12 protein-coding genes are annotated in these 15,780 nt (G+C 70.6%); 8 read left to right on the top strand and 4 right to left on the bottom strand.

Translation table 11 applies throughout. The annotated features are described in order from the left end of the window. The first annotated feature begins 1 nt into the window (after position 1). Genes AC1MFI_RS02395 through AC1MFI_RS02385 form a run of 3 tightly spaced genes read left to right on the top strand, consistent with a single transcriptional unit; the run spans position 2 to position 3,150 of the window. Positions 2 to 757, top strand: a complete 756-nt coding sequence (locus AC1MFI_RS02395; RefSeq protein ID WP_479819391.1) for an energy-coupling factor transporter transmembrane component T — start codon at positions 2 to 4, stop codon at positions 755 to 757. Continuing rightward, the gene (locus tag AC1MFI_RS02390; RefSeq protein WP_479819390.1) at positions 754 to 2,250 is read left to right on the top strand and encodes an ABC transporter ATP-binding protein; all 1,497 of its coding nucleotides are present in this window, start codon (positions 754 to 756) and stop codon (positions 2,248 to 2,250) included. Before AC1MFI_RS02395 ends, AC1MFI_RS02390 begins: the two co-directional genes overlap by 4 nt. 42 nt (positions 2,251 to 2,292) lie before the next feature. Next, positions 2,293 to 3,150: an alpha/beta fold hydrolase gene (locus AC1MFI_RS02385; RefSeq protein WP_479819388.1), complete on the top strand. Its 858-nt coding sequence runs from the start codon at positions 2,293 to 2,295 to the stop codon at positions 3,148 to 3,150. A 20-nt stretch (positions 3,151 to 3,170) separates the two neighbouring features. Here the strand turns inward: AC1MFI_RS02385 and AC1MFI_RS02380 are convergent, their stop codons facing one another. Beyond that, the gene (locus AC1MFI_RS02380) at positions 3,171 to 6,467 is read right to left on the bottom strand and encodes a DEAD/DEAH box helicase (protein WP_479819386.1); all 3,297 of its coding nucleotides are present in this window, start codon (positions 6,465 to 6,467) and stop codon (positions 3,171 to 3,173) included. 174 nt (positions 6,468 to 6,641) lie between these two features. Between AC1MFI_RS02380 and AC1MFI_RS02375 the strand changes: the two genes are divergently transcribed. Continuing rightward, positions 6,642 to 7,943: a cation:proton antiporter gene (locus AC1MFI_RS02375; RefSeq protein WP_479820762.1), complete on the top strand. Its 1,302-nt coding sequence runs from the start codon at positions 6,642 to 6,644 to the stop codon at positions 7,941 to 7,943. 7 nt (positions 7,944 to 7,950) lie between these two features. Here AC1MFI_RS02375 and AC1MFI_RS02370 read toward each other — a convergent pair whose 3' ends face one another. Continuing rightward, positions 7,951 to 9,138 (bottom strand): benzoate/H(+) symporter BenE family transporter, encoded by a 1,188-nt coding sequence (locus tag AC1MFI_RS02370; protein ID WP_479819384.1) that lies wholly within the window; start codon positions 9,136 to 9,138, stop codon positions 7,951 to 7,953. A gap of 82 nt (positions 9,139 to 9,220) precedes the next feature. On the opposite strand from AC1MFI_RS02370, the gene AC1MFI_RS02365 reads away from it, so the two are divergent. Further along, positions 9,221 to 9,772 carry a helix-turn-helix domain-containing protein gene (locus AC1MFI_RS02365; protein WP_479819383.1) on the top strand — a complete coding sequence of 184 codons (552 nt, stop codon included), beginning with the start codon at positions 9,221 to 9,223 and terminating at the stop codon, positions 9,770 to 9,772. On the opposite strand, the gene AC1MFI_RS02360 is transcribed toward AC1MFI_RS02365, so the two are convergent. Beyond that, the gene (locus AC1MFI_RS02360; RefSeq protein ID WP_479819381.1) at positions 9,773 to 9,934 is read right to left on the bottom strand and encodes a hypothetical protein; all 162 of its coding nucleotides are present in this window, start codon (positions 9,932 to 9,934) and stop codon (positions 9,773 to 9,775) included. It lies immediately after the preceding gene. Between the two features lie 148 nt (positions 9,935 to 10,082). Between AC1MFI_RS02360 and AC1MFI_RS02355 the strand changes: the two genes are divergently transcribed. Together AC1MFI_RS02355 and AC1MFI_RS02350 are read left to right on the top strand one after the other, a co-directional pair. Next, positions 10,083 to 11,072 (top strand): LLM class flavin-dependent oxidoreductase, encoded by a 990-nt coding sequence (locus AC1MFI_RS02355; RefSeq protein ID WP_479819379.1) that lies wholly within the window; start codon positions 10,083 to 10,085, stop codon positions 11,070 to 11,072. 211 nt (positions 11,073 to 11,283) lie between these two features. Then, positions 11,284 to 11,487 (top strand): cold-shock protein, encoded by a 204-nt coding sequence (locus AC1MFI_RS02350; RefSeq protein WP_026533290.1) that lies wholly within the window; start codon positions 11,284 to 11,286, stop codon positions 11,485 to 11,487. A gap of 103 nt (positions 11,488 to 11,590) precedes the next feature. Here the strand turns inward: AC1MFI_RS02350 and AC1MFI_RS02345 are convergent, their stop codons facing one another. Then, a complete protein-coding gene (locus AC1MFI_RS02345) occupies positions 11,591 to 15,154 on the bottom strand; it encodes a TM0106 family RecB-like putative nuclease (RefSeq protein ID WP_479819377.1) in 3,564 nt (1,187 codons plus the stop codon). A 154-nt stretch (positions 15,155 to 15,308) separates the two neighbouring features. On the opposite strand from AC1MFI_RS02345, the gene AC1MFI_RS02340 reads away from it, so the two are divergent. Continuing rightward, on the top strand, positions 15,309 to 15,767 hold the full coding sequence (locus AC1MFI_RS02340) for a DUF3817 domain-containing protein (RefSeq protein WP_479819375.1): 459 nt from the start codon (positions 15,309 to 15,311) through the stop codon (positions 15,765 to 15,767). Positions 15,768 to 15,780: the final 13 nt, after the last annotated feature.

The raw sequence follows: 15,780 nt of genomic DNA, 5'->3' as shown, positions 1-15,780 counted from the left end.
CATGTGCCGCCGCCGGATCTACAACCCCTTCACGGAGCTGCTGGTCGCCGTCCTGGTGGTGGTGCTCGTCCTCGTGGTGAACCGCTGGGAGTTCTCCCTCGCGGTCCTGGTCCTGCTGGTGGTCCCGGCGGTGCTGGTGTCCGGCAGGCCCCGGCAGATCGGCCTCGCGATCGTACTGGTCGCGGGACCGCTCCTGCTCTCGTCACTCCTGCTCCACGGGCTGTTCTTCCCCGAGGGCAGCGCCGTCCTGGTCGATCTCGGTGTTGCCCGGGTGACGGCCGAGGGTCTTTCCTTCGCCGCGCTCATGGGCCTGCGCATGACGGTCTTCACCGGGGTGCTGCTGACCGCCGCCATGACCCTGGACATCCCGGAGCTGCTCGCCACGATGACGCACCGCGGATGGAACCGGAAGCTCGTCTTCGTCGTGGGGTCCGCCGTCGGGCTCCTTCCCCATGTCGCGCTGCGCGCACGGCAGATCACTCGCGCCCAGCAGGCGCGCGGGCTCGTCGTCGGCCGCGGCCCGCTCTCGCGCTTCCGCGCCCTGCTCACGGTGGTGACGCCCCTGGTCATCGGCCTGCTCGTGGATGCGTCGGAGCGGACCGCGATGCTCGAGGCCCGTGGCTTCTCGTCCTCCGCCGTGCGCACGAGCTACCGCCCCGACACGGACTCCGCCGGGCAGCGGCTCGCGCGCCGCGGGATGGTCGCCGCCGTCGGTGTCTTCTCGGTCGCCTGGCTCGTGGCTGCGGGGGCCGCATGATCCGGCTCGAGAGCCGGTCCTTCACCTACGACGACGGCGTGCCGCTCCTGGCCGGCGTCAGCCTCGGGGTGGATCCGGGGGAGTACGTGGTGGTGGCGGGAGCATCCGGGGCCGGGAAGACCACCCTGGCGCGGCTCCTGGCCGGACTGACGGGGACCGATGCCGGGTCCTCGTTCCGGGGAACGATCACGCTCGACGGCGAGGCCCTGTGCTTCGACGGCGCACCCTCCGATCCGCGCATCGATCCGGCCGCCTGGAGCGCGAAGGTGGCGTACGTGGCGCAGGGAGCGTGGGGCCAGCTGTCCATGATGTCGGCCACCGTCGCGGAGGAGATCGCCTTCGGTCCGTCCAACCGAGGGGTGCCCACGGCGGAGCTGCGGCAGCTCGTCGGCGATGTCGCAGGCTCGCTGAGGCTGTCGGCCCTCCTCGGGCGCGATCCGCGGCGCCTGTCCGGTGGCCAGCTGCAGCGCACCATCATCGCCTCGGCCGTGGTTCAGCGGCCCCGCATCCTGGTCCTCGACGAACCGTTCCAGGGGCTCGACGAGCTCGCGGCGCAGGACGTCGCCGCGGCCCTGGACGCACTCCGGCGGGACGGCACGGGCGTCGTCGTGTGCGAACCGATGCTGCCGCGCACCGCGCCGCAGGGCACCCGGGTCCTGGCGCTCGCCGACGGTCGGCCCGTGTTCGCCGGTCCGCTGGAGGAGGCGCGAGAGGCAGGGCTCCGACGGTACGGCATCGGCACCGCGGGCGAGCCGCCCCGTCTCGATGCCCCCGGCAGGCCGCCGCTGGACCCGGCGGCCGCCGAGCTCATCACCCTGCAGGGGGTCCGCTTCAGCTATTCCCGGACCGTGGACACGGCGGGAGCCCCGGTCGGACTCACGGGTGTCGACCTGTCCGTCCGCGCCGGGGAGATCGTCGCGGTGCGCGGAGCGAACGGTTCGGGCAAGTCCACGCTGCTGCAGCACCTCAACGGGCTGTACCGGGCGGACAGCGGTCGCGTCACCGTTGCCGGCGAGCCGATCCTGCGCCAGCCGACGGGTTCCCTCGCCGCGACCGTCGGGTACCTGTTCCAGGACACGGACCAGCAGCTCTTCGAACGCACCGTCCTCCGCGAGGTGAGCTACGGTCCGCTCGCCGCCGGACTGCGCAGGAGCGACGCCGCCCGGCGGGCCTCCGACGCGCTCGCAAGCATGGGACTCGGCGCGCTGGAGCAGGTGCATCCGTACGAGGTGGGCTTCGTGCAGCGGCGCCTGGTCGCGCTGGCATCTGTTCTCGCCACGGGATCTCGGATCTGGGCGCTCGACGAACCGACGGCCGGACTGGACGAGTCCGCGCGCGCGGCGCTCGCCCGGCTGGTGACAGGACACGCACGGGCAGGGGGAGCGGTGGTCATGGCGACGCACGACGCCGCCTTCGCCGACACCGTGGCCCACCGGACCGTGTGGCTGGAGGCCGGCAGGATCCAGGCCGACCCTCTGGGGCCGGGCGACTGATCCGGCACCCGCGGGCGGACCCCAGCACCTAGGGTGGTGGGCATGGACGTGTTGCGGGAGAGGCATCGGAGAATCCGCTCGGCGGGCGCTGAGCTCGCCGTGTTCGAGTACGGGCTCGAACCCCGGCCGGATGCGCCGACGATGGTGTTCCTGCACGGCTACCCGGACGACCACCGGGTGTTCCAGCCGGTCCTCCGGGAGCTCGCGCCGACGCACCACCTCGTCGCGTTCGACACCCGGAACGCCGGCCGCTCGCTGCCCCTCGATGGCGCCGGGTTCACGCTCGCGCAGCTCGTCGACGACGTCTTCGCGGTCCTCGCGGGCATCGACGCCCCGGGCGGCGTGGTCCTCGTGGGCCATGACTGGGGCTCCATCCAGGGCTGGGCGGTGGTGCAGGACGAGCGGGCGGACGGGCTGGTCCTCGCCTACACCAGCATCTCCGGGCCGGACCTGCGCCACTTCTCGCGGTGGCTGCGGACCCGGCTCCGGAGCGCACGGCTGCTGCCCCAGGGTGTCGGTCAGCTCCTGCGCAGCTGGTACATCGGCGCCTTCCAGCTGCCGGCCCTGCCCGAACTGCTGTGGAAGTACGTTCTCACCCGCCGCTACGAGTTCGCCGCCCGGCGCAGCGTGGGCTCCGATCCCATCCGCGGCCTGGCCCTCTACCGGACCAACATGTCCCGGGGCGTGACGCCGCCGCGCCGCCGGCCGGTCACGCTTCCCGTGCACGTGATCGTGCCCCTGCAGGATCCGTTCCTCTCCCCGCACCTCGTCGACGGACTGGAGGAGTGGGTGCAGGACCTCACCGTCACGAGCGCGCCCGGCGGCCACTGGTGGATCGCCGCGCGGCCCCGTGCGTTCGCCGAACTGCTCGACCCTGCGCTGCGCGACGACGGCGCCTGACGTCCCGCACCCGTCGGGGGCTACGCCTCCAGCAGGCCCCGGATGTCCTCCGCCGTGAGCGCGGAACTGAAGACGGCGTCGTCGTCCATCACGGACGTGAACAGCTTGGCCTTCTGCTCCTTGAGCTTCATGACCTTCTCCTCGATGGTCCCCTTGGACACCATGCGGTAGACCATCACGTTCTTGGTCTGCCCGATCCGGTGCGTGCGGTCCACGGCCTGGGCCTCGGAGGCGGGGTTCCACCACGGGTCGAGCAGGAAGCAGTAGTCCGCCTCCGTCAGGTTGAGGCCGAACCCGCCGGCCTTCAGGCTGATGAGGAACACGGGTGCCTTGCCGTCCTTGAAGGAATCGATGACCTCCCCGCGGCTGCGCGTGGAGCCGTCGAGGTATGCGTACTCGATGCCGCGGGCGTCCAGCTGCTCGGCCGCCTTCTTGAGGTAGGACGTGAACTGGCTGAAGACGAGCGCACGGTGGCCCTCCGCGAGGATGCCTTCGAGGTTCTCGAACAGCACCTCGAGCTTGGCGGACGGGACACCCTCGTGCTCGGGATCCACGAGCGAGGCATCGAGGCTGAGCATGCGCAGCAGGGTCAGGGACCTGAACACGATCATCCGGTTCCGGTTCATGTCCTCGATCAGCCCGAGGAGCTTCTGCCGCTCGCGCTGGAGGTACGTCTCGTAGATGTGCCGGTGCTCGGGGTGGAGTTCCACCTCGAGGATCTGCTCCTGCTTCGGCGGGAGATCGGAGGCGACAGCCTCCTTGGTCCGGCGCATCATCAGCGGGCGGATGCGCTTGCGCAGCCGCACCAGCGGACGGTTGTCGCCGATCTTCTCGATCGGGGTCCGGTAGTCCTCCGTGAACTTCCGTGCAGAGGGGAACAGCCCCGGTGCCACGATGTTGAACAGGGACCACAGCTCCATGAGGTTGTTCTCCATGGGCGTTCCGGTGATCGCGAGCTTGAAGGGGGCGTCGAAGTCCTTCGCGGCCTGGTGCACCTTCGACGCCCGGTTCTTCACGAACTGCGCCTCGTCGAGCACGAGCCCCGACCAGGAGAGGTCCTGGTAGACGGAGAAGTCGAGGCGGAAGAGGGTGTAGGAGGTGATGACGATATCGGCGTCGCCCACCTGCTCCCGGATGGGCACCCCGGAGGCGCCCTGGGTGTCGCTGATCGTGACTATTCTCAGCCCGGGCGCGAACCGGTGAGCCTCGTTGGACCAGTTCGGCACCACCGAGGTGGGAGCGACGACGAGGAAGGGGGCCCCCTGGCCGGAGTTCTCCTTCGCGTAGGTCATCAGGGCCAGGGCCTGCAGGGTCTTGCCGAGGCCCATGTCATCGGCCAGTACTCCGCCGAGCTGGTGGCGCCATAGGAACGCGAGCCAGCTGAAGCCCTCCGCCTGGTACGGGCGCATCTCGGCGACGAGGCCGGCGGGGGCGGGGGTTGCCTCGACATCCTCGAGCTCGAGCAGTCCGCTCACTGCGTCCCGCCAGGACTGTGCCTGCTCGGTCTCCTCCGCGAGGTCCTCGAGGTCCGCCCAGAGCCCTGCCTGATAGCGGCTGATCTGCAGGCCGGATTCGGGGTCCCACTCGCTGAGCGCCCGGGCTTCCTCGATCAGTTCACGCAGCTGGTCGAACACCGGCTGCTCGAGGGACAGGTAGCTGTTGTCGACGAGCTTCAGCTTCTTCCGTCCCTTTGCGAGGGCGCGGAAGATCGAGTCGAAGGGGATGGTGCGGCCGCTCACCGTGACCATGACGCCGAGGTCGAACCAGTCGCGGTTGTCCGTCTCGACCGTGCTGATGCGCAGCGTGGGAGTCTCGGTGAGTTCGCGGTAGTCGGGCTTCTCGCCGACGACGTCGACGGTCACGCCGTCGAGCTCCAGGAGCCGGGGCAGCACGTCCTCGGCGAACTCCACGGCCTGCATGTCCTCGAGCTTCAGGGACTTGAGCGGCAGGGAGCCGAGGACCTGGCGGGCCGACGCCGCGAGTACGTCCTCGGCGTCGGCGTCACGGTAGCCGTCGTCGCTGCCCGGACCGCCCCTGCGGAAAGGCCGGCGCTGCAGCGTGTCGCCCAGCGGATAGTCGAAATGCCAGTCGAGCGACACCGAACCGTCGGCCCCGTAGGCCGTGGTGAGCACGAGCACCGGCGGCTGGATCTCGGGGAGCTCCACGCTGCCGTCGCTGCTGTCCACCTCGATGGTCTGCCGCAGCTTCGGGTAGTACTCCTGCAGGAAGAGGGACTTCTCCTCCTCGGGGACCACGACGGCGCGGCCGCGCTGCAGCAGTTCGATGTCCTTCGGCGAGAGCCTCCGCGAGGTCGGAGCGAGCGTGATGGTGTCATCGGGTGCCACGGTGTAGATGCCGTGCGTGCTGATGACATGGGCGGTGTCCGAGGGGTGGGGCCGGCCGTCGACGTCGAGGGCGGGGCAGAGCTGGAGGGAGCCGTCCTCCGTCTCGGTGGCGTCGAGCTTCAGGGTCGCACGGGAGGCGAGTTCGATCGTGACGGACTTCTTCGATCCCACGAACGCGATGCCGAGGCGCTGAGCCTCGTCCAGCAGCTGCCAGAGGAGGGGGTTGCTGAAGTCGTCGAGGTACAGCCAGGAGTCGTTGTTGCCGAAGTAGTTGACGCCCGTGCCCCGATGCAGGGCGGGGAACTGGGAGAACCAGCGGTGCTGGTCCGGGTCCAGCTTCAACCCGTAGGTCTGGTAGCTGATACTGCCCCAGGACAGGTTGTTCTTGATCCACTTGCCCTTGCCGTTCTGGCTCACGGGCCGGACGCCGAGGCGGGTGTTGAGCGTGCGCTGGCCCTGGCGCTCGGCGGCGGAACCCCACCGCTGCACCGCGACCTCGGGCGTCCGCAGTTCGAACTGCAGGCCGAGGGCCGTCAGCGGCGCGGGCGGTGAGTCCGGCGGCGCATCGGCCTCGAGGAGGTCCGTCAGGGACGCCTGCCAGCCTTCCGGCGGAGACGAGCGCGGCGCCGGACGCGCCCCGAGGTCGCGTTCGTGCTGCGCCAGGAGGCTCTCGGTGTTGCTCTGCAGCGCGGTGGCCACGACGTGCTTGCAGTCCGCACCCACAGGGCAGCTGCAGAAGTTCTCGAGGGGGCGGAAGCGTCCGTCTCCCTTCAGCCCCAGGCGGAGCTTGGTCCTGTAGTCGGTGGGCGCGCTGCCGCGCACCTTGCCGGTGAGCAGCTTCGACCCGGCATCCCAGGCGAGGGAGCTGACGGCGCCGTCCTTGGCGTAGGTCTGCCCGCGCTGGAACGCGGCCCCGCCCACGATCCGGATGATGTCGGTGACATCGACCATGGGGTGGCTGGAATCGGGCATAATTCCATGCTCTCACGCGCGGGCGACGCCCGTTCGCCAGGACGGTTCCTTTCGCCGACGGCCGTCCGTCGTCGTCGGGCCGTGACCTCTCCGGCGATGCGGTGCCGCTCCCTGCCCTACTGTTGGAAAGGGGACTGACAATCGGCTGGGCCGATGGAATGGAAGTGGTCGCGCGTGTTCGAAGCAGCAAGCATCATCTACGCGGCGGCAGGACTCGCCGTGTTCGCCGCCGCGCTCCTGCCCCGCCTGCTCATGCGGGCACCGGTCTCCATGCCCATGGTGTTCCTCGCGGCCGGGATCCTGGTCTTCAGCTTCGCGCGCGACCTGCCCGACCCCGACCCCGTGAAGTACAGCGACGTCACGATCCACCTCAGCGAGGTCTGCGTGATCATCTCCCTCATGGGTGCCGGGCTCGCCCTGGATCGCAAGGTGGGGTGGCGACGGTGGTCGACCACGTGGCGTCTCCTCGGCATCGCTATGCCGCTGTGCATCCTCGTGGTGACCCTCATGGGGCTGTGGATCCTCGGCCTCGGGCTCGCCTCCGCCCTGCTCGTGGCCGCGGCACTCGCCCCCACGGATCCCGTCCTGGCATCCGAGGTGCAGGTCGGTGAGCCGTCGGAATCCGAGGAGGACCTCGAAGCCGAGGACGAGGTGCGCTTCGGGCTCACGTCCGAGGCCGGCCTCAACGACGGGCTGGCCTTCCCGTTCGTGTACCTCGCCATCCTGATCAGCACCGTGGGGATCTCCCCCTCCGCCTGGTTCCCGGAGTGGATCCTGCTCGATGTGCTGTGGCGCATGGTCATCGGGTGCGCGCTCGGGTTCGGTATGGGCAGGCTGCTCGCCCGGATCTTCTTCCGGACACCGATCAAGAGCGTCCGCCTGGCCAACTACTCGGAGGGTTTCGTGGCGCTCGCGGCCACCTTCCTGACGTACGGAGTGACCGAGGCCGTCGAGGGGTACGGCTTCATCGCCGTGTTCGTCTGCGCCGTCACCATCCGGGCGGGTGAGCAGACCCACGGCTACCACGGGGTGCTGCACAGCTACATCGAGCAGCTCGAGCGGCTCCTGACCGTCGTCGTGCTCGTCCTGCTGGGCGGCGCCGTGGCGCGGGGGCTGTTCGAGGGACTGCGCCCGCTCGAGGTGGTGGTCGCCGTCGCGTTCATCCTGCTGGTCCGCCCGGCCACGGCCTGGCTCAGCCTCGCGCGCGGCAAGACCGGCCCCAGGGAGCGCGGTGTCCTCGCCTTCTTCGGCGTCCGCGGCATCGGCTCCATCTACTACCTCAGCTATGCCCTCTCGAAGGGGGAGTTCACGGCCGACGACACGGCGCTGTGGCGCATCGGCGGGCTGGTGATCGTCATCTCGATCGTGGTGCACGGCATCACTGCGGCCCCGGTCATCAACGCGCTGGACCGCGCCCGGCAGCGCAAGGCGCGCGAGCAGGGCGACGAGAGCCAGGCGCCCTCCACCCCGGTGTAGGCACCTGTCACCGGGCAGTCTTCCGCTCGAGGGCGGCCCTGACCGCGAGTCCGCCGACGAGCGCCCAGAACGCCCCGCCGATCCCCAGGACGGACAGGCCCGACGCCGCCAGGAGGAAGGTCACGGCACCGCTCATGCGGCCCGTCACGTCACTGAAGGACGCCGTCACGGCCGTCGCCATGGTGCCGATCAGGGCGAGCCCCGCGACGGCCTCCACGAGCCCGGCCGGCGCGGCCCCCACGACGACCACGAGGGCGCCCGACGCTCCCGCGAGCACCAGGTAGGAGATCCCGGCCGTCAGGGCCGCTATCCAGCGCCGGTCCCGGTCCTCGCCCGCGCCCTCGCCGGCGGACAGGGCCGCGGACAGGGCCGCGAGGTTCACCGCGTGCCCGCCGAAGGGGGCCACGACGGCGGTGGCGAGTCCGGTCGCGGCCAGTGCGGGCCGCCACGGTGCGCGGTAGCCGAAGGACGAGAGGACGGCGACGCCGGGCAGGTTCTGCGAGGCCATCGTCACGACGTACAGCGGCAGCGCGATGCCGATGACGGCCGCCGGATCGATCACCGGGACGGTGAAGGCCAGGCTCGGGACCAGGGTCGCCGGATCGATTCCGGTGCCGTGGCGGGCGAGCTGCAGGCCGATGACGGCGAGGGCCGCGACGAGCGCGAGCGGCACGGCCCACTTCGGGACGAGCGCGGAGGCGGCGAGCCAGACGGTGATCACCGGGAGCACCAGGAGGGGGATGGACCCCAGTGACTGGAACGGGGCGAGGCACAGGGGCAGCAGGACGCCGGCGAGCATGGCCTGGGCGAGGTGCTGCGGGATGCGTGCCACGAGCCTGCCGAGCCACGGCACGGCTCCCGTCAGGGCGATCAGGATCCCGGTGACGAGGAAGGCGCCCACCGCGGCGGGCCAGCCGCCGTCGGGAACGCTCGCGCCGGCCAGCAGGGCGGCACCCGGCGTGGACCAGGAGAGCGTCACGGGGATGCGGTACCGCAGTGACAGCAGGACGATCCCCAGGCCAACGGCAGCCGTCAGCGCGAGCAGCCCCGAGGCCGCCTGCTCCGGCGTCGCACCGGTGGCCCGCAGACCCGCGAGGACGACGGCGAAGGACGACGTGAAGCCGACGATGGCCGTGACCACGCCGGCGAGGACGGGTTCGTGCAGGCTGGGCCGGGTGGCCGTCCTGGTGTGCACCGCGGGTCTCCTGACCGGGAGCGTCGCGCGCCCGTGGATCGAGGGTGTTCTGTATATGGAACGGCAAGCGTAGAATGCAGGGATGCCCGAGGACAAGCCTGACCGGAATGTGTCCCTCCGGGCCGCCGTCGCCCGCCGCATCACGGCGCTCCGGCAGCAGAGGGGGCTCTCGCTGAGCGCGCTGGCGCTCCGGGCCGGGATCGGGAAGGGCACACTGTCCGAACTCGAGGCCGGCACGCGCAACCCGACGCTGGATACGCTCTACGCGCTCGCGGGACCGCTGGGTGTCCCGCTCACGGGCTTCGTCGGCGACGAGGCCGGGCGCAGCGTCTCCGACGGCGTCGTCGAAGCCCGGTTGCTCGAGGTCCGCCTGCACGACGACGGCGGGACCACCGAGGTCTTCTGGCTCACCATCGCGGCGTTGGGCGGACGGGTGTCACCGCCGCACGGCGCCGGCACCCTGGAGCACCTGCGCGTGGTGCGGGGGAGCGCACGGGTGGGGCCCATCGGTGCCGAGCAGGAGGTCCGGGCGGGGGACTCGCATTCGTGGCCGGGAGACACGGCGCACGGTTACGGATCGACGACCGGTGCCGAGGGGGTGCTCACCATCGAGACGCCGGGCGTCCGCCCCTGATCAGGCGTTGCGGACCTGCTCGAGCCGGCGCTGCACGGCCTCCAGCTCATCGCTCAGGGACTGCAGGCGCTCGGTTCTCTGCTCGACTGCGAGTTCGCGGACGAGGAGGTCCTGGCGCTCGCGGAGTTCGGTCTCGGAGGTCGGCAGCTCGCTGGTGGTCATGGTTCCAGTCTGTCAGGGTGCACGGGGGTCCGCGACTCGTATCCCCACTCCTGTGACGGCGTGCGGAAATAGATGTGCCCGGGCAGCCGTTCCCTCAAGAGGTCCGCGGCACACCCCGCCGTGGTCCCGCGAATCGAGAGGTGCACCCATGACTGTCCCCCTGTCCATCCTGGATCTGGCGCAGGTCGCCGAGGGATCCACGCCGGCGGAGACGTTCGCCTCGAGCGTGTCGCTCGCGCAGCACGCCGAGGCCTGGGGCTACCGCAGGATCTGGTACGCCGAGCACCACAACATGGGCAGTATCGCGTCCTCGGCCACGAGCGTGCTCATCGCCCACGTCGCCGCGCACACCTCCACCATCCGGCTCGGTTCCGGCGGCGTCATGCTGCCCAACCACTCACCGCTGACCATCGCCGAGCAGTTCGGCACGCTGGAGAGCCTCCACCCCGGCCGGATCGACCTCGGCCTCGGCCGTGCCCCGGGCAGTGACCAGGTCACGGCCCGCGCCCTGCGCCGCGACCCCATGTCCGCCGACAGCTTCCCCTCCGACGTCCTCGAGCTGCAGGGCTACCTGACAGGGGAGACGCGGGTCCCGGGTGTCCAGGCGACGCCGGGCAAGGGCACCAACGTGCCGCTGTACATCCTCGGGTCCTCCCTCTTCGGCGCGAGGCTCGCGGCGGCGCTCGGCCTGCCCTTCGCCTTCGCGTCCCATTTCGCGCCGCAGGCCCTGCAGGACGCGGCGTCCATCTACCGCCGGGAGTTCAAGCCGTCGGCCCAGGCTGACAGGCCGCACTTCATCGCCGGCGTGAACGTCATCGCGGCAGACAGTGCGAACGACGCCCACCACGAGTTCCACGAGGCGATGCTCCGCCGTGTGACGCTCCTCCTCGGCCGCGGACAGACCTTCACGCGCGAGGAGTCGGAGGCGATCCTCGCGTCGCCGGGCGGCCAGCAGATGGCCGACATGGCGCGCTACAGCGCCGTGGGGACGCCCGACGTCGTGCGGGACTACCTCGAGCGCTTCTCGGCCCAGATCGGGGCGGACGAACTCATCGTCGCGACGCAGGCCGAGACCACCGAGGCATGGCTCCGATCCTTCGAACTGCTGGCCGAGAGCATGCTCCCGGTGGCCGTCTGAAGGTCACGGAAAAAAGAACCTTTGCGATCCTGCTTGCCATTACCCTCCAACGTTTGGTTAAGTGGGACCCGGTTGTAGTGTTGCGCATTTGTATTTCGCGCGGTTTAGCCCTCGCGGGGTAGGCCGCGTCTCTGAAAAAGCGGACAAGCACGCCGCAACTGGACCGCTCCGAAAGTCGGAGTGTGTCTGAGTTTCAGAAGGATGAACAAAAATGGCAACAGGTACCGTGAAGTGGTTCAACGCTGAAAAGGGCTTTGGATTCATTGCTCCCGACGACGGAAGCGCAGACGTGTTCGCACACTTCTCCGCCATCAACGCAAGCGGCTACCGCTCGCTTGATGAGAACCAGAAGGTCAGCTTCGACACCGAGCAGGGCCCCAAGGGTCCTCAGGCGTCGAACATCCAGCCCCTCTAAGGTTCGGATCTTCTCCTAGATCTTTTCGACAGCAGCAGGTCGGACTCCGGTCCGGCCTGCTGCTTCGTTTAACTCCCCGGGTCCATGCCTCTGCGGCAGCGGTTCAGGCGTCCCTGCCACAGAGGCCGATGAAGGCTCCGAGCTCCTCGAGGCCGGCAGGGGTGGCGGGCATGTGGTGGGTCAGGCGTGGCGAGCGGATGATCACGGCACGCCACTGCCCCCGTGAGACCGCGACGTTGACCCGGTTGCGATCGAGCAGGAACCCGATGCCCCGCGGAGCCTCCGCGGCGGAGGAGGCCGCCATGCTGACGAGCACCACGGCGGCCTCCTGGCCCTGGAACCGGTCCACGGTGCCCACCCGGACGTCGCCGTGTCCCGCCGCTGCAAGGGCCTGCCGGATGAGGTGCACCTGCGCGTTGTAGGCGGCGACCACCAGGATGTCCTCCTGTGCGAGCGGGCGCGGGGCAGCACCCGCATGAGGGGTCCAGGCCAGGCCGAGGTGCCGTCGGACCTGGTGGAGGACCTCGGCCGCCTCCTCGGGAGACGACGTCGCGTTGTCCGCGTGATCCACCAGAACGCAGTCGACGCCCGGCGCTGCTCCCTCCAGATGACGTCCCCGCGCCGCCGGCGCCGTGGCGAGGCGCCCGTCGTAGGCGAACGCGGAGACCGATTGGCACAGCTCGGGATGCAACCGCCAGGTGTCCGCGAGGAAGTAGCCGAACCGCGCGGGCAGGGTGGCGTGACCGTCGGAGAGCCATCCCAGTGCCGACTCGTCGACCGGCTCGGGGTGCGTTCCCTGCGTGACCTGCGGGAGCTGCTGCGGATCACCGAGCAGCAGGAGCCTGCGGGCGGCCTGCGCGACCGCCATGGTGTTGGCGAGGGAGAACTGCCCGGCTTCGTCGATCACGAGCAGGTCGAGGGATCCAACGGGGACCCTGCTCCCGGTCAGCGTCCAGGCCGTGCCGCCGATCAGGCAGCCGCCGTCCGCCGCGATGAGCCGGGCGACGTCGTCGTCGGATCTCTGGCTCCACGGCGCGGACGCGTCGGCGGTCCGCTTGGCCACGAGGTGCGCCGGGACTCCGGCTTCCATCGCCCGGCACACCAGGTTCTCGACGACGGCGTGGGACTGCGCGACCACGCCCACCTTCCAGCCTGCACGCACCAGCTGCTCGATGACGTCGGCGCCGACGTGGGTCTTGCCCGTGCCGGGAGGCCCCTGCACCGCGAGGTAGGAATCCGTGAGGAGGTGCAGGGCCGTCGTGATGGCTGTCGCGTACCCGTTCCCGCCGGGGGGCACCGGGGGCAGGGCCACGCCGTCGGCGAGCCGGGGAGGGAGACGCCGGAGCAGGTCCAGTGCCGGCCCGGCCGGGACCTCGGGCAGTGCCCGACCGACCCGGTCCGCCAGCGCCACGAGGGCGTCCTGCAGGGATTTCGTCATGAGGGGCTGGTCGGGGGCGAGCGCCAGCGGGAGTTCCGGGCGCGGCTCGGCTCCCCGCCTCAGCTTCTCCCGGAGCACGGCAGTGGTGAGTCCGTTCCCGTCCTCCGACAGCTCGGTCACCTCGATGCCGAACCATCCGCCGCGTCCCGTACCGCCGCTGTCGGCGATATCGGCACCCGCGGGCACCGGGGCGTCGTAGATGGCGAAGTAGGTCGCGTCCTCGCGGAAATCGGCACCGGGCTGCAGGTTCGCCGTGGCCCGCAGCGTTCGTACCGGGTTCGAGCGGGACGTCGGCTTCGCCCAGTCCTGCAGGGTCTCGAGTGTGTGGAACACCATGACGTCGCGGGACTGCTCCCACGCGTGGGCAGGGGCAGCGAGCCGGTCGAAGTGGGACCACCAGAACTGCTTCCGCTCGCGTCGGTGGTAGCCGACGGCCGCGGCCACGAGCGCGATGGCCTGGTGGTCCGGGCCCTTCGCGTCCTCCGGCGGGAGGTTCGCGAGGTAGTCCAGGAGCCGCGCCTCTTCGGGGGCCGGCCCGTATGCGGCGGCCGCGGGCTCCGCCACGGTCTCTGGGTCCGGGTCCGGGTCCTGGTACGGAGGACCACCGTGGCGCCTGCCCAGTCCGAGCAGCCAGTCCCGGAGCCGGAGCGTCGACACGCAGTCATAGCGGTTGTAGTCGCTGATCCCGGCGAGGATCTCCGCCGCGGTGTCGTCCTCGCCGGCGTCACGCGCGGCGCAGTACGCGGCATAGGCCACCACGGAGGCTCCGGCATCCTTGACGTCGCCCGAACGGAGGGTGCCGCCCAGGTAGAGGGGTTCGAGCTTCTTGAGGCTGTAGGAGCGTTCGGAGATGCGGAGGCTGGAGCGCACTGTCTCGTACAGGTCGACGAGCACGCCGTCGCGCAGCAGCGTGTCCACGGCGTCCTCGCCGAGCACGTGCACGAGGGAGAGCCGCCGCAGCGCGCTCTTCTCGTACGCGGCGTAGTGGTAGACGTGCAGGTCGGGATACTGCTGCCGGCGGTGCGCCACGTAGTCGAGGAAGCGGATGAACGCCGTCCGCTCCTCGGCGCGGCTGTGGGCCCAGAAGGGACGGAAGGGCGGTTCATCGGCGTCGCGCGCCGGCCGTTCCACGACGCCGAACAGGTACTCGATGCCCCAACTCCCGTCCGACGGGTCCTGCCACAGCGGGTCGCCCTCGAAGTCGAAGAAGATGTCGCCCGGACTCGGTGCGGGCAGGGAGGACAGCGTGTGCTGCGGCAGCACACGGTAGGAGACCGTGCGCTCACCCCCGTCGGCGTCGAGGTAGGCCACGCCGCCGTCGGTCGGTGCGGTGCCGACCTGCAGGCGCGCCTGTTCCTGCAGGCGGGTCAGTGACGCGTCCTCCGGCCGCGCGGGCATGGCGGCGAGCTGGTCGATGGTGGTGATGCCTTCGCTGCGGAGCCTGGCCCGCCGTTCTCCGGTCATCGAGGCGACGAGGAGGAGATCCCGCGTGGCCTCGACCTGCTCGGCGCAGTAGTCGCAGCGTCCGCAGGCGGAGATCCCGGGAGAGCCCCAGGCCACCGGCTCCGGCTGGGCCCGGTGGGCGGTCACGGCCTCGAGGAAACGTGCCCGGCGCTCGCGGAACACCGGCAGGAGATCGGTCAGGCTGTGCACACTGCGCGAGCGGTCCCCCAGGACGAGCGTCACCTCGGGGGATGTCGGGATCCCCGATGCCTGCAGCTGGTCGCCGTATGCCGCGAGCTGGAGCAGGGCGCCGACCTTCGCGTGGCGGGCGAGCTTCGTGTCCCACACCGCGTAGGAGCCGTCGGGCTGCCGGACGAGGAAATCGGAGCGGCCGTGGAACGTGCCGTCGAAGAAGGCGGCCTGGAACACGACCGACGCGCCCGAGCGCAGGGCTCGGAGGGACTCTTCGTGCTTGTCCGCCAGGGCCGTCCGGTGCATGGAGGCAGCAGGTTCGACGTCGTACACGCCCCCGGGATTGCCCGGCGTCCACAGCCCGTGCTCCGCGACCAGGTCGTCGAGCACGCGGTGCTCGTGCACGTCGCCGAGGAGGGCGGCCCGCTGCAGCATCTCGTCCGCCGCGAAGTCGGCGCGCTCGGCCCTGCCCAGCTTCTCGTCGAGCGTGCGCAGCAGGCGGTACCCGCACTCCGAGGCCGTCACGAGGTCGGTCGCGGAGAACACGAGGTCCGGGTGGGCCGACGGACCGCCGACGGCGTCGAGCAGGAACATGGGCTGAAGGTACCTTTCGCCGCGTCGGGAGGAGGACCCCAGTTCATCACGGACCGCCGACGATCGTGTGACGCGGGTCTCGGCGCGCACCGAGCGGTGCCTTCGGGCGGGATGGGAGGATTGGTACAGCCGACCACCGAAGCAGGAGCAGTCCATGAACCCCCGCACGCTTTTCCGCACCGTCGCCGTCGCGGAGGCGGTGACCTGGGCCTTCCTGCTGCTGGGCATGTTCTTCAAGTACGTCACGCGCACCACGGAGGCCCTGGTGCCGCCGGCGGGAGCCGTGCACGGATTCGTGTTCCTCTGCTTCGTGGTCACCGTCGGCTTCATCTGGATCAACCAGCGCTGGTCCGTCCTGACCGGGCTGCTGGGACTCGCCTCCGCGGTCGTCCCGTTCGCCACCGTCCCGTACGAACGGTGGATCGAGCGCCGCGGGCAGCTGGCGGGCGCGTGGCGCCTCGCCCCGGGGGCGGAGACGCCGGCGAACCCGGCCGAGAAGCTCCAGGCCTGGGTGCTGCGGAGTCCGCTCGTCGCATTGCTCGTCGCGATGGTCGGCATCTCGGTCGTCTTCACCGCGTTGCTGCTCGTCGGCCCTCCCGGATCCTCGAGCTGACGGAGGGCTGACC

This window comes from Arthrobacter sp. BC5 (assembly GCF_056680255.1).
The sequence above is the reverse complement of the archived record's forward strand: the minus strand, read 5'-3'. Positions and strand labels throughout refer to the sequence as shown.